The organism is Streptomyces griseoruber (assembly GCF_001514205.1).
GTDB classification, from domain to species: Bacteria; Actinomycetota; Actinomycetes; order Streptomycetales; family Streptomycetaceae; genus Streptomyces; species Streptomyces griseoruber.
Map to the genome: position 1 here is coordinate 214,761 of NZ_KQ948777.1, position 18,477 is coordinate 233,237.

An 18,477-nucleotide genomic window follows, 5' to 3' on the forward strand; every position below is an offset into this window, starting at 1 on the left:
GCGCGCCGCTCTACGAGCCCGTCGCGAGCCGCCGTTCCAGCCGGGCCATCGCGTCCCGGAACGAGAACCCGAGCCCCGGCCGCGCCAGCCGCAGCGCGCCCCGCACCGGTGCGGACCCGTCCGCGGCGAACGTCCACCGCACCCGAGTCCCCGCCCCGGCCGGTGCCAGGCGCCACTCCTCGACCAGCGCCCGCACCCCCGGCACGTTGGTGACGTCCACCCGGTAGGCGTACAGTTCGGGCTCCTTCGCCGCGAGCACGGTCTCCCGGAACCGGGTGCCGCCCCGCAGCCGTACGTCCCGTCCCGCCCCTTCGCCGAACGGCTCGGCCGAGGAGACCGCCGGGAACCACTCGGCCCAGCCGGAGACGTCCGAGGCCAGCGCGTGGAAGACCCGCTCCGGCGAGGCGGACAGGTCACGGGTGAAACCCAGCCGTACGGGAGCGGCCCCGACGAAGTCGAGGCCCTCGGCACGCAGACGACGGACCATGGCGACACGGACCCCCTCGGTCGACGGTCGCGCCACCTTAGCCGTCACCCCGTCAGATGTCTTCCCCCGCACCGTTCTCGCCGGCCACCACCAGCCGCCGCAGATGCTCGGAGATCTCCGCGCGGGCCGCGCCCGGCAGCCCGGCGTCCGTGACCAGGGTGTCGACCTGCTCCAGGGCCGCGAACGAACTCAGCCCCACCACACCCCACTTGGTGTGGTCGGCGACCACCACGACCCGGCGCGCCGACTGCACGAGACGCCGGTTGGTCTCGGCCTCCGCCAGGTTCGGCGTGGACAGGCCCGCCTCGGTGGATATCCCGTGCACACCGAGGAACAGCAGATCGAAGTGGAGCGCCGCGATGGCCTGGTCGGCGACCGGCCCCACCAGCGAGTCGGACGGGGTGCGCACCCCACCGGTCAGCACCACCGTCGCCGCGCCCTGCCGGGGACCCGAGGTGCGCTGCGCCACGTGGAAGACATCGGCCACCCGCACCGAGTTCGTCACCACGGTCAGGTCCGGCACCTCGAGCAGCTGGTGCGCCAGCGCGTAGGTCGTCGTACCGCCCGACAGCGCGATCGCGCTCCCCGGCGCGACCAGCTCCGCCGCGGCCCGCGCGATGTCCTCCTTGGCGGTCAGCTCCAGTCCCGACTTCGCCTCGAAGCCCGGCTCGTGCGTGCTCGCCTCCACCACCGGCACCGCGCCGCCGTGCACCTTCTCCAGCACGCCCTGGCGGGCCAGCGCGTCCAGGTCGCGGCGGACCGTCATGTCCGACACGCCGAGCTTGCGGGTCAGCTCGTTGACACGGACGCCGCCCCGGCGGCGCACCTCGTCCAGGATCAGGGAGCGGCGCTGCTCCGCGAGGAGGTTCTGATTCTCGCTCACGTACGCTCCGGTCCTTTCCTCGAACGGCTCGACAGGCCCGTTCACCTGCTGCGACGGGAGAATTCTCGCCAGTCCCAGGTGCGCGGGCGTCCCATCCTCGCACGACAGGACCCCGACCGTGCCAGCACCCCGACGCGTGCATGCCAGCAAGGGGCTGTGATGTTCCTGTGCCGCACGGATCGGGCAGATTCGGTGTGCCGAGGTGTGGACGCCCTCCGGAGCGGAGATCCTGTGCCCGCACGAAGACAGGGAAGCGGCGTGTCATGGGGGAAGTGCGAACGGTGGAACGTTCCTCGACGGGCGGAGCGGCCCTGGAACTCCTGGTCCACGGCGTGGGCGGCGCCACGCCCGAGAAGATGCTGAACGATCCGCGCACGGTGCGGATCACCGGCGACGAGACGGCGGCGGTCTACCGACGCGCCGGGGACGCCGACGCGGACGCCCCGGCCGCCGACGCCAACGCGCCCTCCGGCGATCACCACGGGCGGCCGGTCCCGGAGGCGTACGTCTGGTCCAACCTGACCTCCGGCAACGGCACCCGTGCCCTGTGGCTGCTGCTGCTGCCGTTCATGGTGGTCAACCTGGCCCACTGGATGCGCCCGGCCGCCCGCGAGGGAACCCGCGCGGTCCGGCTCTACGGCCTGCTCGTCCGGCTCGCCGGCCTCAGTCTGACCGTCCTGCTCGTCGCCGCGGCCTGCGAGGTCGCCCTCGACCTCACGGCCTGGCAGTGCGCGGGCACCCGCGCGTGCGCCGCGCGCCACTCCTGGCTGGGCTTTCTGTCCCCCAGCGGCTCGCACGGCGGCTGGTGGAGCCCGCCGGGCCGCCGCCTCGCCCTCGCGGCCCTGGTCCCGACCGCCCTGACCGGCCTCCTCTGGTACCTCTCCCACCGCACCTGGCGGGCGTACGAGTCCCAGGAGCCCCTCGACCGCGGTCCCGAGCCGGAGCACGGCCCCGCCCACACCGCGCTCAGCCGCCCCGGCTTCTGGTACGGCCGCCGCCTCGTCGCCCGCCTGCGGGCCGCCCACACCGCGGCGGGCCTGTTCACGGTGGCCGCGGCGGTCGGCACGGCGGCGGCCCGCGAGGACCACCGCCCCGGTGGCCCCGCCGTCCTGGACGCCCTCGGCCGGCTGCTGGAGGTGTCCCTGGCCGCCGGAGCGCTCGCCGTGGTCTGGGTGGTGTGCCGGCGCGGCCGCAGCGAGAACCGCCTCGACCGCACCCTCGACGCCCACCTGGTCCACCGCCTCCCGCTCACCGCCCTCGCCCTCCTCGCCCTCACCCTCGTCTACGCCGCCTGGAGCCGCCCGCACTGGCACTCCTCCGGCCGTCTGGCCGGCGACACGGCCTTCGGCGCCCTCGCCCTGGCCCAGGGCGCCCTCGTACTCGGTCTGGCCACCGTCGCCCGCTCCCTGCACCGGAGCCCGAAGGACGGCACGGGACGCGGGAGGAGCACCGTCCCTGCCGTACCTCCGCAGGGAGGGGCGGCCGACTCCTCCGTACCTCCGGCCGCTCGCCCAGCCCCGGCCGTCCCGTGCGCGGACGGAACGGATGCGCCCGACGGCCTTGCCGGGGCCGTTCCGGGGCCGGCAAGGCCGTCGGCAGGCCGGTCCGCCGAGGCCGCGTCCGCGGACGGCGAGCGGTCCGCGCTGCGGGGGCTGGGCGGGCCCGCCGTCGTGATGCTGGCCTGTGCGCTCGGCGGGGTGATGTCCGGCGGGGTGGCCCAGCGGGTCTCGGACTGGCTGGACGGGACCGGGACCTCGCTCGACGGTCCGCCGGTGCTGCTGACCTGGCAGGCGTCCATGATCCCCGTGCTGCTCGTCGTCCTGGCGGTGCTGTGCGCTCTGCTCGGCCGGCGGACCTGGCTGCTCACCCGGGCCGAGCGGGCGGCGGTGGTCCGGGAGTACCGGGCCGACCCCGGCGACCCGGCCCGCACCGGCCGAATCGCCCGTACACGGTCGATGGCCACGCTCACCGACCGCGCACCCCTCCTCGTCGCCGTCACCGCCACCTCGACCCTGCTCCTCGGCGCGGGCGCCCTCGTCGGAGCGTTCGCGAGCGGTAGGACCCCGGTCCGGGCCACGGCGGCGGCCGGCCCCTTCGTGCAGGGCGCCGCCCAGGCCGCGCAGGCGCTCGGTTCCTGGCTGATCGGCCTCGGCTTCATACTGTTCGTCACCTGGGGCCGGCGCGCCTACAAGGACGCCTCCGCACGGCGCACCATCGGCATCCTCTGGGACGTGGGCACCTTCTGGCCGCGTGCCGCTCACCCCTTCGCCCCGCCCTGCTACGCCGAGCGCGCGGTGCCCGACCTCACCTGGCGGATGACCGGCTGGACCCGGGCCACCGGCGGCCGGCTCGTCATCTCCGGGCACTCCCAGGGCAGTGTCCTCGCCGCGGCCGCCGCCTGGCAGCTGAAACCGTCCGACCGCAAACGGGTCGCCCTGCTGACCTACGGCTCCCCGATCGAGCGCCTCTACGGCCGCTGGTTCCCGGCCCACTTCGGGCCGGCCGCCCTCGCCGCCCTGCACCGGGACATCGACTGCTGGCGCAACCTGTACCGGCTCACCGACCCCATCGGCGGCCCGGTGCGCCTGACCGGCGACGACTGCGGCCCCGAGGTGGACCGCGCCCCCCTCGCGGACCCCCTGGCGTACGGCCGCACCGCCGAACACCCGCTGCCCGCGCCCGTCCTGGGCCACTCCGACTACCAGGCGGACCCGGCCTTCGCCGAGGAACGCGCCCGCCTGCTGGCCCGGCTGAGCCCGGAGCTGCCCGGGCAGCGCGGGCAGCGCGGCTGAGCGGGTCAGGGCAGCTCGGGCAGGTCCTCCACGAACAGCAGGGTCAGATCGTCGGTGCTGGGCTCCGCGAGCTGCGCGACCCGGCTGGCATGCCGCTCCACCATCGCCTCGAACGTCTGCCGTGCTGTACGCCCGTTGCCGAAGGCGGCACCCTTGGGGATCTCGGTGAAGTACTTCCGCAGGGCCTCGGCGCTGCCCGGCGCCAGCCGGTACTCGTGCTCCTCGGCCTGCTGCTCCACGATCCGCAGCAGCTCGTCCGGGCCGTAGTCGCCGAAGGTGATGGTCCGTGAGAAACGGGACGCCACGCCCGGGTTGACCGTCAGGAACCGCTCCATCTCGGCCGTGTAGCCCGCCACGATCACCACCACGGAGTCCCGGTGGTCCTCCATCAGCTTCACCAGCGTGTCGATGGCCTCCTTGCCGAAGTCCCGGCCCGCGTCCTCCGGCGACAGCGCGTACGCCTCGTCGATGAACAGCACCCCGCCGTGCGCCCGCTGAAAGGCCTCCTGCGTACGGATGGCGGTGGAGCCGATGTGCTCGCCGACGAGGTCGACCCGGGACACCTCGACGAGATGGCCCTTCTCCAGCACCTCCAGGGCGGCGAGGATCTCGCCGTACAGGCGTGCGACCGTCGTCTTGCCGGTGCCGGGGGAACCCGTGAACACCAGGTGGCGCTTGACCGAGGCCGCCTTCAGGCCCGCCCGCTGCCGGCGCCGGCCCACCTCGATCATGTCGGTCAGCGCCCGCACCTCGCGCTTGACGCTCTCCAGGCCCACCAGCGCGTCGAGTTCGCCCAGTACGTCCTTCGAGGTCCGCACCGACATCTCCGTCCCGGCCTCGTCCGGCGCCGCCTGCGGCTCCGGCACGGTCACCCGCTGCTCGGGGACCGGACCGAGCAGACCCACCGCGGAGGGGGTCGTCTGCACGGCCGTCTCCCGGCTCGCCGCGGTCCGCAGACCGGCGCTCTCGTCGCTGGTGCAGTCCTCGACCACGGCCCCCGCACCGGGCGCCCCGTCGGCCCCGGTCTCCGCGAACTCGTACCCCCCGCGGGCGCAGCGCTCGGTACGGCATCTGCGCAGGGTGGCCCGGCAACCGTCTATCACATGGAAGCCGTAGCCGCCGCTGTCGGTCACCCGGCAGTTCAGGAAACTGCCCCGGCCCCCGGCGGAGACGTAGAAACCGGCCTCGGCGGGGGAGGTGACCGTGCAGCGCTCGACCGTCGGGTCGGCGCCCTTGGTGACGATCACACCGGTCTGGACGCCGTCCACCGTGCAGTTGTTGAGGGTGCCGCCGCTGCCGTGGTCGCGGAACCAGGCGCCGGTCGCGGCCTCCCGGATCCGGCAGTCGTCGAGCTGCGCGGTCGCGCCGTCGCTCACCGACACGGCCGTGTTGCGCACCTGGGCCAGATCGCTGTCGATGACGTCCGCGCGCGAGCCGCGGTCGAGGACGAACAGCGCGTCCGGCACGTCGTGCACCCGGCAGGAGTCGAGTACGGCGGTCGCGCCGTCGCTGACCCATACGGCCGGGTAGTCGCCGGTGCTGTCGAAGATCTCGCACTGGTTGGCGTCCACCCGGGTGCCCGGGTCCCACACCGACAGCCCGTTGCGCCCGAACTGACGCACCGTCGTGCGGGTCAGCGTCAGCACGGAGCGCGACCTGAGGTCGATCGCGTTCTCCGGGATGTCGTGGATACGGCAGTCGGCCAGCGTCAGCACCGCGTCGGTGTCGAGCGTGACCCCGTCGGCGGTGGTGCGGTGCACGGCGCAGTCGGTGAGGTGGGCGGTGGCCCGCGCGGTGATCTGCACCCCGCTGCCCCGGACCTCGTAGATCTCGCAACCCACCGCTTCCAGACCGGAGTTGTCACCGGTGACGCTCACCCCGGTACCGGAGGCGTGATGAATCCGGGAGCGCTCGAGGCGGGGGTGCGCGCCCCCGCGGACCAGGACGCCCGCCTGCCCGGCCGCGACGACCTCGCACTCCTCGAAGACACCGCCGCCGCCGTCGACCACGGCGATCCCGATGCCCGCCGGGTTGTCGACCGTGCACCGCCGCACCGTGGGACGGGCGTTGCCGCGCACCTCGATGCCCGTGGCGGACCGCGTGACGATCCGCATGTCCAGCAGTTCGGGCGTGCCCTCCTCGACGAGGACCGCCGGGGCGGCCGCGTCCTGGCCCTCCACGTGCAGGTCCTGCACCACCGCCGACGCGCACACCGTCAGCGGCACTCCGTCGACGGGAGCGATCCGTACGGAGCCGGGCGAGCCCTCGGGGCCGCGCAGGGTCACCGACCGCTGCACGACGAGGTTCTCCCGGTAGGTGCCGGGAGCGATGGTGAGGACATCGCCCTCGGCCGCGGCCTCCAGGGCGGCGGCGAGCGATGCGTACTCACCCGTGCGGCGGCGCCACCTCGATGTGCCGGTGTGCGTCACCTGGACCGTGCCCTGTGCCATGGCGTTGATGTGCCCCCACCTCGTCGTACGCGGGTTTGATGCCGAATCATGCATCATCCGGCCGGACCACCGTAGCGTGCGCGCGGGCGGTGAGTTGACCACTGACCGAACGACGTCAGCTACCGGTACCTGTACGGCCCCAGTCCGGACCCGCGCGGTCCCATGCCTGGTCCCAGCGGGCGTACCGGCGGCGGACCATGCGCCAGACGATCAGCCGTCTGCCGCCCTCGACCGCGCCGGCGGTCAGCAGGGCCGCGCCGAATCCGGCCAGCACCGCGTGTGTCGTCGCGGTGGCGGAGTCCAGCGGCCGGGCCACGAGAGTGCCGTGCGCGTCCGTCCATATCTCGAAGTGGTCGCCGCGGTGCGGCGTCTTCAGGGCGGCCAGCACCGTGCCGTGCCGTCCGGTGCCGTCCGGGGCGGTCCAGTCGGCGACGACCCGGCTGCGGGTCTCCCGCCCGGAGGCGGCCTCGGGGTCGGCCTGCAGCGGCGAGGCGGCCGCCTTGCGCACGACGGTGGCCGTGATCTCGTGCCGGGCCTGCCGCTGCTCACGGACCGCCTGTTGCAGGGAGTCCTGGGCGACCGCGCCGATCAGGGAGCCCACGACGGGGGCGACGAGGAGGATCAGCAGCAGCGCGGACAGCGCCACCCATGCCTCGACCAGATCCGTCCCGCGGCGCAGCGGATTGTGCCGCCAGCGCCAGATTCCACCGATCGCTCGCACCGTCCCGCACCCCCTTCCCGCTCCGTGATAACCCCCACCGGAGCCGTTCACGCGGGAACCCGGGCGAAGAGAGAGCGAAATCACCCGCGCCCGGGACCTCTCATGAACTTCTCACGACAGCCCAACGCTTCGGCACCCGGTGGAGGTTCCCGCACGTCGAGGCGGAGCGGAACGCGGCCGGACTAGGCGATCACCCGGACCGGGTCGCCGATCCGGACGGTGCCGCGGGTGAGGGGGACCAGGTTCTGGCCGAAGACGAGCTTGCCGCCGATCCGGCGGTGCCGGCCGAGGGTGTGCAGGGGTTCCCGGCCGCGGCCGGCCGTGGTCTGGTCGGTGGTGGTCACGACACACCGTCCGCAGGACTTGGCCACCCGGAAGGCGACTTCGCCGATCTCCACCCGCGACCAGTCGTCCTCCGCCCAGGGCTCGGTGCCCGCGACGACCATGTTCGGCCGGAAACGGTTCATCGGCAGCGGGCCCTCGGCGGCGTGATCGCCGTCGGCGACCAGGGTGTTGAGGGCGTCGAGCGAGGCGACCGTGGTGAGCAGCAGCGGATAGCCGTCGGCGAAGCTGACGGTCTCGCCGGGCAGCGCGTACTCGGGATCGACGGGCCGGCGCGTCGCGGGATCGTCCATGTGGACCAGGCGGACGTCGACGCCGAGATACGCACTGCACCAGGCATGCGCCTCGGCGTCGGCGAGGACCCCCTCCACCTTGTCCCGGAAGATCTCCAGCGCGACCGAGCCCACCGGCTCGGGCACCGCCACGGTCAGCGGCTCCAGACCGGGTGCGGACAGCCGGACGCCGCCGCCGGGCAGAAGCTCGGCGGCGACCGGCGCCAGGCGCGGCTGCTGGCGTTGCGTGACGACCTTTCCCCCGTCGTCGATCAGCGCCCAGCGTCGGTCTCCGGCCAGCCCCCAGGGCTCCACGACGGCCTCCCGGGGCGCCTGGCCCCGGCACGCCTTGACCGGATAGTGATGGATGGACAGCAGTTGCGCGTTCCGCATGAGGCCATCCTGCCAGGTGGCACCGACAACCCCCGGGGCGGATCAGTAGCCGCGGTACTGCTGGTTGTTGTACGGGTCCTGGTACTGCGGCGCGGCCGGCCGGGGAGCGGCGGGGCGCATGGCCTCGTAGCCCATTCCGGGCGCCGCCGGGCGCGGCTGCTGCGGCATCTGCGGACCCGGGTAACCGCGGGGCGCGGCGGCCTGCGGCGGGATGTACGCCGCGGGCGCCTGCTGCAGCGGCGAGGGCTGCTGCGCCTGCGGGTAGCCGTAGGACGCCTGCGACGGGCCCGCCGGGAGGGCGGGCAGTGCCGACGGCAGCGCGGGCAGGTTGCTGCTGCTCGGCGTGTCGTAGGCGGCGGGGACCCGGATCGGGGCGATCTGCGGGGTGCCTCGCTCAGCCACGAGCGAGTCGTAGATCGGGGTGTCCGGGAAGGCGGAGTAGTAGCCGCCATAGGTGGAGCGGGGGGAGGTCATGGCACATAAGTTAAGCCCACGATGTGCTGGTTGGGGAGACCGATAAGAGGGTTGATTTCCGTGTCGGCAGTGCCCTCCGATCCCCAATGCGAGCGAACATGGGGAAAAGGGGCGTCGGGCAGTGGCCTGATCGTGTAAAAGCCGAGTTCCGGGCGGGTTACCGGAGGGTCGGGGCCGGTCGTTCCTGTGCCTTTCCTGGGCCTGCGCCGTCCTGCGGAATAGGTTGACCGGGTAGACAACCGTCAGGCGTCGGCGCGCGGCCCGGCGCAGCGAAAGCCGAAGCGAAAGTCGAGGGGGCGGACATGTCGATGCCGAAGGGTTCCAACACCCCGGTGCCGACCACGGCGCTGCGGGTCGAGCTGGGCTGGCGCTCGGGGCCCGGGGTGCCCGACGCGGACGCCTCGGCGCTGCTGCTGGTGGGCGGGAAGGTGCGGTCCGACGCCGACTTCGTCTTCTACAACCAGCCGGCCCACTCCTCGGGGGCGGTCCGCCACGAGGGCAAGAGCACGGCCGGCGGCCGGGTGACCGACACCCTGCTCGTCGACCTCGCGCGCGTGGAGCCCTCGATCGAGACCGTCGTGCTGGCCGCCTCCGCCGACGGCGGCAGCTTCGCGCGGCTGCCCGACCTCTACATCGAGGTACGGGACGCGGCGCAGGGCACCGTCGCCGCACGGTTCGACAGCACCGGCGCCACGGTCGAAACCGCATTCGTGCTGGGCGAGTTCTACCGGCGCCAGGGTGCCTGGAAGTTCCGTGCCGTCGGGCAGGGGTACGCGACCGGCCTCGAGGGACTGGCCACGGACTTCGGTATCACCGTCGACGAGCCGCAGCACGCGGCACCCCCGGTTCCCCCGTCGCCGCCGCCCGTGCCGCCCACGGTCCCGGCCCCGCCGCCCCCGTCGGCCCAGCCGACCATGCCCGCGCTGCCGGTCACCGTGCCCCCGCCCGTCCACCAGGCCCCGCCGCCCCCGCCGCCGGCCCCGCCCGCCGGCCCGGTCCGGCTGACCAAGGTGACGCTCACCAAGGCCGCCCCCGCGGTGTCCCTCGCCAAACAGGGCGGCACCTCGGGGGTCATGCGCGTGAACCTCAACTGGGAGGTGCGCAGACAGTTCTCGGGCTGGGGCAGCAAGCGCGGCCGTGCCGTCGCCCTCCACAACGACCTCGACCTCGACCTGTGCGCCCTGTTCGAGCTCGCCGACGGCCGCAAGGGTGTCGTCCAGGCCCTCGGCAACGCCTTCGGCGCGCTGCACCAGCCGCCGTACATCCACCTCGACGGCGACGACCGCACCGGGGCCGTCGCCAGCGGCGAGAACCTCACCATCAACCTCGACCACCGGAACGACTTCCGGCGCATCCTCGTCTTCGTCACCATCTACGAAGGAGCCCGTTCCTTCGCCGACCTGCATGCGACGGTCACCCTGCAACCCCAGTTCGGCGCCGCGGTCGACTTCTCCCTCGACGAGTGCACCGTCCCCTCGACCGTGTGCGCGCTCGCGCTGATCACCCACCAGGGCGGCGATCTCATCGTCCAGCGGGAGGCCCGCTATCTCGTGCCCGACCGCGGGGTCAGCCCGCAGCGGACCGTCGACCGCGTCTACAACTGGGGCATGAACTGGACACCGGGCCGCAAATAGCCCCTTCCCGAGACCCTCAGCCCTCGTCGGTCACGGCGTCCGGACGGGCGTAGGTGCGGCCCTTCCAGGCCGCGCCCCGCCCCCGGTAGTGCTGCACGGCGGAATCCACCGTCATCAGCAGGTACAGGAACGCGGTGAACGGCAGCAGCGGCGCGAGCCACAGCGGCTGCCCGTAATGGCGGAGCATGGGCATGTACGTCCCCGTCATCACCAGCCATGCCAGGCCGCCGAGCAGCGCGGTGGGCGTGGCGCCGACGGCGAGCCCGGCGGCCAGGGCCAGCGGCGGCACCAGATACACCAGCGCCAGGCCGAGCACCGTACCGGTCAGGAGCAGGGGACTGTGCCGCAGTTGCGCGTAGGCGCTGCGCGAGACCATCCGCCACAGGTCGTGCAGCCTCGGATAGGGGCGCACGCTGTCCACCCGCTCGGCCAGCCCCAGCCAGATGTGGCCGCCCGAACGCTTCACCGCGCGCGCGAGCGCCACGTCGTCGATGACCGCATGGCGGATGGCCTCCGGGATCCGCGCCCGCTCGGCCGCCTCGGCGCGCAGCAGCACACAGCCGCCCGCCGCGGCCGCCGTCCGCGCCCCGCGCCGCCCGATCCGGCGGAAGGGATACAGCTGGGCGAAGAAATAGACGAACGCCGGCACGACCAGCCGCTCCCACAGGCTCTCCACCCGCAGCCGCGCCATCTGCGACACGACGTCGAAGCCCCCGGTGCGTGCCGCCGCGACCAGCTGCCGCAGGCTGTCGGGCGCGTGCGCGATGTCGGCGTCCGTCAGCAGCAGATACTCGGGCCCACGCGCGCGTGCCAGCGCGATGCCGTGCCGCACCGCCCACAGCTTCCCCGTCCAGCCCGCCGGCGGTTCGCCCGGCGAGCCCACGGTCAGCGGCAGTCCGCCGTGCCGCCGCGCGAGTTCGCGTGCGAGGTGCCCGGTGCCGTCCGAGCTGCCGTCGTCGACGAGGAACACCTCGGCGCGCCCCGGATAGTCCTGCGCGAGCAGCGACGGCAGGCTCGCGGGCAGCACCGCCGCCTCGTCGCGCGCGGGGACGACCACGCACACCGGTGGCCACTCCTCCGGCTCGCGCCGGGCCGGCAGCCTGACATCCGTGCGCCAGAAGAAGCCCTGACAGAGCGACAGCCACACCCAGGCGGCCAGGGACACGGCGGCGATCCACACGACGGCGCTCACCCGCGCAGTCTGCCCCACCCCGCCGGTCCGCAGCAGCACATCGTCTATGGTGGCCGGGTGAAGATCGCGCTCATGGACTCCGGAATCGGGCTGCTGGCGGCCACCGCCGCGGTACGGCGTCTGCGACCCGACGCCGATCTCGTGCTCTCCCTCGACCCCGACGGCATGCCCTGGGGCCCGCGCACCCCGCAGGACCTCACCGCGCGCGCGGTGGCCGTCGCCGAGGCCGCGGCCGCCCACCGCCCCGACGCCCTGATCGTCGGCTGCAACACCGCGACCGTGCACGCCCTGCCCGCTCTGCGCGCCCGCCTCGAACCGGGCATCCCGGTCATCGGCACCGTCCCCGCGATCAAGCCGGCCGCGGCCGGCGGCGGCCCTGTCGCCATCTGGGCCACCCCCGCCACCACCGGCAGTCCCTACCAGCGCGGTCTGATCGAGGACCACGCCGGCGGGGTCACCGTCGCCGAGGTCCCGTGCTGGGGCCTCGCCGAGGCCGTCGAACACGCGGACGAGACGGCGATCGCCTCCGCTGTCGCCGCGGCCGCCGCCCTCACTCCCGGGGACGTCACGACCGTCGTCCTGGGCTGCACCCATTACGAGCTGGTCGCCGACCGCATCCGTACCGCCGTCCAGCGCCCCGGCCGGCCGCCCCTGGTCCTGCACGGTTCGGCCGGTGCCGTCGCCGCACAGGCCCTGCGCCGCATCGGGGCGGCGCCCGAGCCCGGGACGACCGGTCTCGGCTCCGTGACCGTTCTGCTCAGCGGCCGCGAGGGCGGCCTCCCGCAGCCCGCCCTGGCGTACGCGGAAGGCCGGCTGCTCCAGACCGTCACTCCCGCCCCGTGACCGGCGGTCACCGGCAGTAGCACCCGGTCCCGTGCGCCGCCGCCACTCGGCACAGTCACCCTGTGCGACGCCCTGGCCGCGCAGGGAAACCTGAGTAACCTCATGTATATGAGGGACCACTCCCACGTTCACCCTCCGGGCGAGGACACTCCGGCTCCCGACGTCTGGACCGGGCGCGCCACGAACCGGTTCCAGTGGCTGCTCGCGCTGGCCGGCGCCGCCTGCATGGCGCTCGGCATCGAGCTGGCCGTCGACTCCGCCTGGACGTCCGGCACCGCTCCCCTCGTCATGTCCGTCGTCGGCTGCATCGCCGCCGGACTGCTGGTTCTCTTCGGCACCCTCGCCTTCGTCCACGTCGACCTCAAGCTCGACCAGGACGCGGTGGAGGTGCGCTGCGGCCACATCGGTGTGCCCCGCCGCCGGATCCCGCTCTCGCATGTCGCCGGCGCCGACTTCGACCCCTGCGTCACCCCGCGCCACTGGGGCGGCTGGGGCTACCGCTGGCGCCCCGAGAAGGGCACCGCCGTCGTCGTACGCCGTGGCGAGGGCGTGGTGCTGCGGCTGTGGGACGGCCATACGTTCACGATCACCGTGGACGAGGCCGAGTCCGCCGTGGAGGCGATCAGAGCCCGGCTGCGGTCGCGGACGCCCGGCCCGGCCCTGTGACCCTGGTTCTCCCGGACGTCAGACGACAGGCCTGTCGCGTTCCCTGCTCGATCCGGCCGACAGCCCGGACACCGGCTCGTCGGCCAGCGGCCGGGCCGTCGCCAGGCCCGCCAGGAGGCCCGCACCGACCGACACCGTCGTGAAACTCAGCGCGTTGCCGACGGCGGAGAGCGCCGCGAGGGCGGTGAGCGCGGCTCCCGCCGTGAGGACCACCGGCGTGGGACGGGGCGCGCGCCACAGCGCGAACAGCACCCAGCCGTACGCCGCCGCGAGCAGCAGCACTCCTACGGCACCCTGTTCCGCCGCCAGCTGCAGGGGCGCCGAGTGCGGCTTGCCGTCGGAGAGCGTCGACTGCGCCGCCGTGGCGCTCAGCTCCCCGAAGCGGCCGGGCCCCACACCGAGCCCGCCGTGGCCGTGGGCCAGGTGCAGGGCGTCACGCCAGAGGGCGACCCGTCGCGGTGTGAGCTGGTCCGCCAGGGACGAGACCAGGTCGGCGGGCAGCGCGTTCCCGGCGACCGCCCAGGTCAGACCGGTCACCGCGGCCGTGGCGAGGGCCAGCCCGGCGAGGGCCGGACCCCGGTGGCGCATCCGCCCCGCGGCCAGTGAGCACAACAGGACGGCACAGCACGCCACCACCGCCGCGACCGAGCCCAGGGCGGCCCCGGCCACCACGACACCGCAGGCCAGCAGCCGCAGGGCGAGCCGCAGCAGCGGCACGGGCGTCGCCCAGGCGGCGCAGCACGCGGCACCCGCCGACAGCGCGAGCACCGCGGCGGTGGCACCCGCGTGGCCCAGTGGCGAGGCGATCTCCGGTCCCGGCGCGAGCCGGGGCAGTGCCACGGTCAGGGTGAGCCCGGTCAGCGCCGCGGCGCACGGCGCGGCCACCGGCAGCAGCACTCCGCAGATCCGCCCCGTCGCATAGCCGGCCGCGACGGCCAGCACCGCGAGAAGGACGCCCTCGGGCCGTCCGCCGTCCACGGCCGCGCTGACCAGCGACCACACGGCGCAGGCCCCCAGCACGGCCACCCCGGCCGCGTCGGAGACGTTGCGTCTCTCTCCTTCGGCGTCCGCGCCCGCCGCCGACGTCATCCCCGTGGAACCCGTGGACCCCACCAGACCCCCCGAACCCGGTCGCCCCCGGCCAGTACCACCCCGGACGTCTGTGCGAACGGGGTTCTGGCACACCGTAACGGCTGATGGGCGGTTTGTGGATGAGCTGTGCCGGGGTCGTGCGCGACGCACGGTCCACAGGGTGCCGCCGTGGACCGTGCTGTCGGCCAAAAGGTGACCCGCCGTACACTCCCGGAGTGACCGTCACCGCAACTTCCGTGGGCCAGCCCGACCAGCTCGAGCCCCAGACCACGCCGGTTTCCCGCCGCGCGCGGCTGCTGCGCCTCCTGCCCGCCGCCGCGGCGGCGCTCGCCGGAGTGCTGCTCTACGTCAGCTTCCCGCCCCGGACCGTGTGGTGGCTGGCCCTGCCCGCCTTCGCGGTCTTCGGCTGGGTGCTGCGCGGCCGCACCTGGAAGGCGGCGCTGGGCCTCGGCTACCTGTTCGGCCTGGGCTTCCTGCTGCCGCTCCTCGTGTGGACCGGCGTCGAGGTCGGCCCCGGCCCCTGGCTCGCCCTGGTGGCCATCGAGGCGGTCTTCATCGCCCTGGTCGGTGTCGGAATCGCCAGGGTCTCGAAGCTGCCGGCCTGGCCGGTGTGGGCGGCGGCCCTCTGGACGGCGGGCGAGGCGGCACGCGCGCGTGTGCCGTTCCACGGCTTCCCCTGGGGCAAGATCGCCTTCGGTCAGGCGGACGGTGTCTTCCTGCCGCTCGCCGCGCTCGGCGGCACCCCGGTCCTCGGTTTCGCCGTCGTCCTGTGCGGTTTCGGTCTCTACGAGACGGTCCGGCTGATCCTGGACCGCCGGCGCACGGGTGAGGTGCGCAGGTCCGCCGCCGCGGTGGCCCTGCTCAGCCTGGCCGTTCCCGTCGGCGCCGCCCTGGCCTCGCGCTCCCTGGTGAGCGACAAGGCGGAGGACGGCACCGCGACGGTCGCCGTCATCCAGGGCAACGTGCCCCGCCTCGGCCTGGACTTCAACTCCCAGCGCCGCGCCGTCCTCGACTACCACGCGCGGGAGACGGAACGGCTGGCCGCCGAGGTCAAGGCGGGCAAGAAGCCGCAGCCCGACTTCGTGCTGTGGCCCGAGAACTCCTCCGACATCGACCCCTTCGCCTACGCGGACGCGGCCGCCGTCATCGACAAGGCCGCCAAGGCCATCGGTGTGCCCATCTCGGTCGGCGGAGTCGTCGAGCGCGACGGCAAGCTCTACAACGAGCAGATCCTCTGGGACCCCGAGACGGGCCCCACCCAGACCTACGACAAGCGCCAGATCCAGCCGTTCGGCGAGTACCTCCCGCTGCGCTCCCTGATCGGCGCGATCAACAGCGACTGGACCTCGATGGTCCGCCAGGACTTCAGCCGGGGCACCAAGCCGGGCGTGTTCACCATGGACGACACGAAGGTGGGCCTGGTCACCTGCTACGAGGCCGCCTTCGACTGGGCGGTGCGCTCCGAGGTCACCGACGGCGCCCAGCTGATCTCCGTGCCCAGCAACAACGCCACCTTCGACCGCAGCGAGATGACCTACCAGCAGCTCGCCATGTCCCGCGTCCGCGCCGTCGAGCACAGCCGCACCGTGACCGTGCCCGTCACCAGCGGCGTCAGCGCGATCATCATGCCGGACGGCACGATCACCCAGAAGACCGGCATGTTCGTCGCGGACAACCTGGTGCAGAAGGTGCCGCTGCGGTCCTCCGAGACGCCCGCGACCCGGCTCGGGATCCTCCCGGAGATCGCCCTGGTGCTCGTCGCCGCGGGCGGTCTGGGCTGGGCGGCCGCCGCGGGCGTACGCGCCCGGCGGGGTGTCGGCGCCCAGGCGTAGTCCGGCGGGGGACCGGTCCGGTTAGGGTCGGTCCCATGCCGACTCCTGAGTTCATCACCGAGATCCGGGCCTCCGCCGGTCACCAGCTCCTGTGGCTCCCCGGCGTCAGCGCCGTCGTCTTCGACGACCGGGGACGCGTACTGCTGGGACAGCGCGCGGACAACGGTCAGTGGACCGTGATCACCGGCATCCCGGACCCGGGCGAGCAGCCCGCGGACTGCGCGGTGCGGGAGGTGGAGGAGGAGACGGGCGTGCACTGCGTGCCCGAACGCGTCGTCCTGATCCGCTCCGGGCGGCGGGTCGAGTACCCCAACGGCGACCAGTGCCAGTTCATGGACGTCACCTTCCGCTGCCGGGCCGTCGGCGGCGAGGCGCGGGTCAACGACGACGAGTCCGTCCAGGTCGGCTGGTTCGAGGTGGACGCCCTGCCGCCGATGCACGAACGCCAGGTGTTCCGCATCAAGCAGGCGCTCTCCGACGAACCCGCGTGGTTCGAGACCACACCGGCCGAGTGAGGTGCGGCCTCGACGGCGCGCACTGAACGCCCGTTCGGCTGACGAAGGGTGTGTTGCGCAGGTCCGGCGGGTGCAGAGCGGCCCCGTCCGGATGCGCGTCGCCGATGACCAGCCCGTCGACGCGGCGGGCGAGCACCGTCGCACGATCTCCGAAAGCCGGGGCACGAGGACGCCGACGGCGGTGACGTGCATGGTCGCCCACCGCTCGCGGAGAAGACGCGGCGTCGAGATGCGCTGCCGTGAGTCAGCGGGACCGGGTCAGGTGGGACGGTGAGCCCGCTGTCTGGCTGCCCTCGTCCTCCAGGGTGAGGGCGTCGGTGCCGGTTTTCGTCAGGGTGTAGAGGTTGCCGGGTGTGCAGAGCACGCCGGTGGAGGGGTCGGTGGCGGTGCTGGTGGCCGCCTGGAAGACCATGGTCGTTCCGTGGGACTCCTCCAGGCGGAGGGTTTCGGTGCAGCCGATGTCCCGGCCACTGGCCGCGTCGGTCACGTTGCTGATCTGTCTGCCCGCGATCTGGCCTCGGTCCGCCGCGTGGAACGTGACGGTGACGGACACCTTGGTCGTACGGGCGTTGACGATGCCGTCACCGGAGGAGCTGCCGGGGCCGGTGCCCTGCCATGTGCCGACCCAGGACGCGGGCAGGGCGTCCGGCGCCGTGGCCGCGGAGGGGGAGGCGGAGGGAGAGGCGGACGGGGAGGGAGACGCGTTCTTGTCGTCGTCCGGCCAGGTGATCGCCGCGACGGCCGCCGCGGTCGCCGCGATGCCCGCGAGGACGGCGGCCGTACGGACGTACGGGGAACGCCGGCCGGGCAGGCGGCCGGAGGCCGTGCCGGGAGGGGCGAAGGGCGGGGGTCCCGCAGCGGGGACGGGCGGCAGGGCCGGAGGGCGGAAGTGGGCGAGGGGCGGTCCGAATCCCGCCGGTGCGGGAGGGGAGGAGGAGGCCGGCCGGTCCAGCGCCGACCGCAGCTCGGCCTCCTTCGCGGTGATCTCCGTCTCCAGGCCCGCCGGCAGTGCCCCCGCCCAGGGGAGCTGGTCACCGCCGAGCTGTTTCAGCAGGTCGTCCGTCGTGGGGCGGGCCTCCGGGGACTTGTGCAGGCAGGCGGCCGCCAGCGGCAGAAGGGCGGGGGGTACGCCGTCCAGCACGGGCTCCTCGTGCACGATCCGGTAGAGGAGTTGCGCTGCCGACGGATCCTCGCCGGGGTGCAGGAAGGGGCTCTTCCCGGTGGCCGCGTAGACGAGTACGGCGCCCAGGGCGAAGAGGTCGCCGGGCCCGGCCGAGATCCCTCCGGTCACCTGCTCCGGCGCCATGTATCCGGGTGAGCCGATGACACCGCCGGTCCGGGTGTGCCGGGTGTCGTCCACGGCACGGGCGATGCCGAAGTCGATGAGCAGGGGGTGGCGGCGGGCGAGCAGCACGTTGGAGGGCTTCAGGTCGCGATGGGAGAGGCCCGCCCGGTGCACCGCCCGCAGTCCCTCGGCGAGTTCCGCCACGAGGGCGCGGACCGCGGGCTCGGGCAGCGGGCCGTGCCGCTCCACCCAGTCGGCGAGGGAGGGAGCGGGGACGTACTCCGTGGCCAGCCACTGCGGCCTGTGCCCGGCGGGGCTGTAGTCGACGACCGCGACCGTCCACGCGGAGCGCACCTGCTCACTGCTGGTGATCTCTCGGGCGAACCGCTCCTCGAACCCCGGATCGGCGCCGAACTCGCTGCGCACGGTCTTCAGCGCGAGCGGCCTGCCGGACGCCGTACGGGAGAGGAAGACCTGCCCCATGCCCCCGGCGCCGAGCCGTGCCAGCAGGGCATAGCCGCCCATGGCCGGGGGATCCATGGGATCCAGACTCCTCATGAACCTCTCCGAGTCCTACCCGGGCCGCATGAGGGCCGTATGCGCG

General features: G+C 73.8%; 15 protein-coding genes. 6 read left to right on the top strand and 9 right to left on the bottom strand.

The features are described 5' to 3' along the window. Nucleotides 1–10 precede the first annotated feature (10 nt). Both AQJ64_RS32755 and AQJ64_RS32760 read right to left on the bottom strand, forming a co-directional pair. The gene (locus AQJ64_RS32755; protein WP_055634133.1) at nt 11–487 is read right to left on the bottom strand and encodes an SRPBCC family protein; all 477 of its coding nucleotides are present in this window, start codon (nt 485–487) and stop codon (nt 11–13) included. A 52-nt stretch (nt 488–539) separates the two neighbouring features. Beyond that, nucleotides 540–1,370 (bottom strand): DeoR/GlpR family DNA-binding transcription regulator, encoded by an 831-nt coding sequence (locus tag AQJ64_RS32760; RefSeq protein ID WP_055634132.1) that lies wholly within the window; start codon nt 1,368–1,370, stop codon nt 540–542. A 263-nt stretch (nt 1,371–1,633) separates the two neighbouring features. Here AQJ64_RS32760 and AQJ64_RS51275 point away from each other — a divergent pair, with 263 nt between their 5' ends. Further along, a complete protein-coding gene (locus tag AQJ64_RS51275; protein ID WP_055634131.1) occupies nt 1,634–4,162 on the top strand; it encodes an alpha/beta hydrolase family protein in 2,529 nt (842 codons plus the stop codon). 5 nt (nt 4,163–4,167) lie between these two features. Here AQJ64_RS51275 and AQJ64_RS32770 read toward each other — a convergent pair whose 3' ends face one another. The 4 genes from AQJ64_RS32770 to AQJ64_RS32785 form a co-directional block, all read right to left on the bottom strand. Next, nucleotides 4,168–6,612 (bottom strand): right-handed parallel beta-helix repeat-containing protein, encoded by a 2,445-nt coding sequence (locus AQJ64_RS32770; protein WP_055634130.1) that lies wholly within the window; start codon nt 6,610–6,612, stop codon nt 4,168–4,170. Nucleotides 6,613–6,727: 115 nt separating this feature from the next. Continuing rightward, a complete protein-coding gene (locus tag AQJ64_RS32775) occupies nt 6,728–7,333 on the bottom strand; it encodes an Rv1733c family protein (RefSeq protein ID WP_055634129.1) in 606 nt (201 codons plus the stop codon). A 182-nt stretch (nt 7,334–7,515) separates the two neighbouring features. Then, nucleotides 7,516–8,340: an MOSC domain-containing protein gene (locus tag AQJ64_RS32780; protein WP_059203229.1), complete on the bottom strand. Its 825-nt coding sequence runs from the start codon at nt 8,338–8,340 to the stop codon at nt 7,516–7,518. A gap of 42 nt (nt 8,341–8,382) precedes the next feature. After that, a complete protein-coding gene (locus tag AQJ64_RS32785; protein ID WP_055639136.1) occupies nt 8,383–8,814 on the bottom strand; it encodes a DUF6643 family protein in 432 nt (143 codons plus the stop codon). A gap of 308 nt (nt 8,815–9,122) precedes the next feature. Between AQJ64_RS32785 and AQJ64_RS32790 the strand changes: the two genes are divergently transcribed. Continuing rightward, the gene (locus tag AQJ64_RS32790; RefSeq protein ID WP_059203237.1) at nt 9,123–10,448 is read left to right on the top strand and encodes a TerD family protein; all 1,326 of its coding nucleotides are present in this window, start codon (nt 9,123–9,125) and stop codon (nt 10,446–10,448) included. A 16-nt stretch (nt 10,449–10,464) separates the two neighbouring features. Here AQJ64_RS32790 and AQJ64_RS32795 read toward each other — a convergent pair whose 3' ends face one another. Continuing rightward, nucleotides 10,465–11,658: a glycosyltransferase gene (locus AQJ64_RS32795; protein ID WP_059203238.1), complete on the bottom strand. Its 1,194-nt coding sequence runs from the start codon at nt 11,656–11,658 to the stop codon at nt 10,465–10,467. Nucleotides 11,659–11,697: 39 nt separating this feature from the next. Between AQJ64_RS32795 and AQJ64_RS32800 the strand changes: the two genes are divergently transcribed. Next, complete coding sequence (locus AQJ64_RS32800) at nt 11,698–12,483, top strand: glutamate racemase (protein ID WP_055636051.1); 786 nt, start codon at nt 11,698–11,700, stop codon at nt 12,481–12,483. Between the two features lie 108 nt (nt 12,484–12,591). Then, the gene (locus AQJ64_RS32805; protein ID WP_055636050.1) at nt 12,592–13,149 is read left to right on the top strand and encodes a hypothetical protein; all 558 of its coding nucleotides are present in this window, start codon (nt 12,592–12,594) and stop codon (nt 13,147–13,149) included. An 18-nt stretch (nt 13,150–13,167) separates the two neighbouring features. Here the strand turns inward: AQJ64_RS32805 and AQJ64_RS32810 are convergent, their stop codons facing one another. Continuing rightward, nucleotides 13,168–14,238 carry an O-antigen ligase family protein gene (locus AQJ64_RS32810; protein WP_079062081.1) on the bottom strand — a complete coding sequence of 357 codons (1,071 nt, stop codon included), beginning with the start codon at nt 14,236–14,238 and terminating at the stop codon, nt 13,168–13,170. A 218-nt stretch (nt 14,239–14,456) separates the two neighbouring features. Between AQJ64_RS32810 and lnt the strand changes: the two genes are divergently transcribed. Both lnt and AQJ64_RS32820 read left to right on the top strand, forming a co-directional pair. Continuing rightward, on the top strand, nt 14,457–16,073 hold the full coding sequence (lnt, locus tag AQJ64_RS32815; RefSeq protein WP_055636049.1) for an apolipoprotein N-acyltransferase: 1,617 nt from the start codon (nt 14,457–14,459) through the stop codon (nt 16,071–16,073). Between the two features lie 35 nt (nt 16,074–16,108). Beyond that, a complete protein-coding gene (locus AQJ64_RS32820; protein ID WP_055636048.1) occupies nt 16,109–16,588 on the top strand; it encodes an NUDIX hydrolase in 480 nt (159 codons plus the stop codon). Nucleotides 16,589–16,832: 244 nt separating this feature from the next. Here AQJ64_RS32820 and AQJ64_RS32825 read toward each other — a convergent pair whose 3' ends face one another. Beyond that, nucleotides 16,833–18,413, bottom strand: coding sequence for a serine/threonine-protein kinase (locus tag AQJ64_RS32825; RefSeq protein WP_059203230.1), 1,581 nt, complete (start codon nt 18,411–18,413; stop codon nt 16,833–16,835). Nucleotides 18,414–18,477: the final 64 nt, after the last annotated feature.

What these genes read in the sequence shown, in the direction of transcription:
- AQJ64_RS32785 (WP_055639136.1), bottom strand. Translation starts at nt 8,814, where the DNA reads ATGACCTCCCCCCGCTCCACCTATGGCGGCTACTACTCCGCCTTCCCG.
- AQJ64_RS51275 (WP_055634131.1), top strand. Translation starts at nt 1,634, where the DNA reads ATGGGGGAAGTGCGAACGGTGGAACGTTCCTCGACGGGCGGAGCGGCC.
- AQJ64_RS32805 (WP_055636050.1), top strand. Translation starts at nt 12,592, where the DNA reads ATGAGGGACCACTCCCACGTTCACCCTCCGGGCGAGGACACTCCGGCT.
- AQJ64_RS32820 (WP_055636048.1), top strand. Translation starts at nt 16,109, where the DNA reads ATGCCGACTCCTGAGTTCATCACCGAGATCCGGGCCTCCGCCGGTCAC.
- AQJ64_RS32790 (WP_059203237.1), top strand. Translation starts at nt 9,123, where the DNA reads ATGCCGAAGGGTTCCAACACCCCGGTGCCGACCACGGCGCTGCGGGTC.
- AQJ64_RS32810 (WP_079062081.1), bottom strand. Translation starts at nt 14,238, where the DNA reads ATGACGTCGGCGGCGGGCGCGGACGCCGAAGGAGAGAGACGCAACGTC.
- AQJ64_RS32780 (WP_059203229.1), bottom strand. Translation starts at nt 8,340, where the DNA reads ATGCGGAACGCGCAACTGCTGTCCATCCATCACTATCCGGTCAAGGCG.
- AQJ64_RS32825 (WP_059203230.1), bottom strand. Translation starts at nt 18,413, where the DNA reads ATGGATCCCCCGGCCATGGGCGGCTATGCCCTGCTGGCACGGCTCGGC.
- AQJ64_RS32770 (WP_055634130.1), bottom strand. Translation starts at nt 6,612, where the DNA reads ATGGCACAGGGCACGGTCCAGGTGACGCACACCGGCACATCGAGGTGG.
- AQJ64_RS32755 (WP_055634133.1), bottom strand. Translation starts at nt 487, where the DNA reads ATGGTCCGTCGTCTGCGTGCCGAGGGCCTCGACTTCGTCGGGGCCGCT.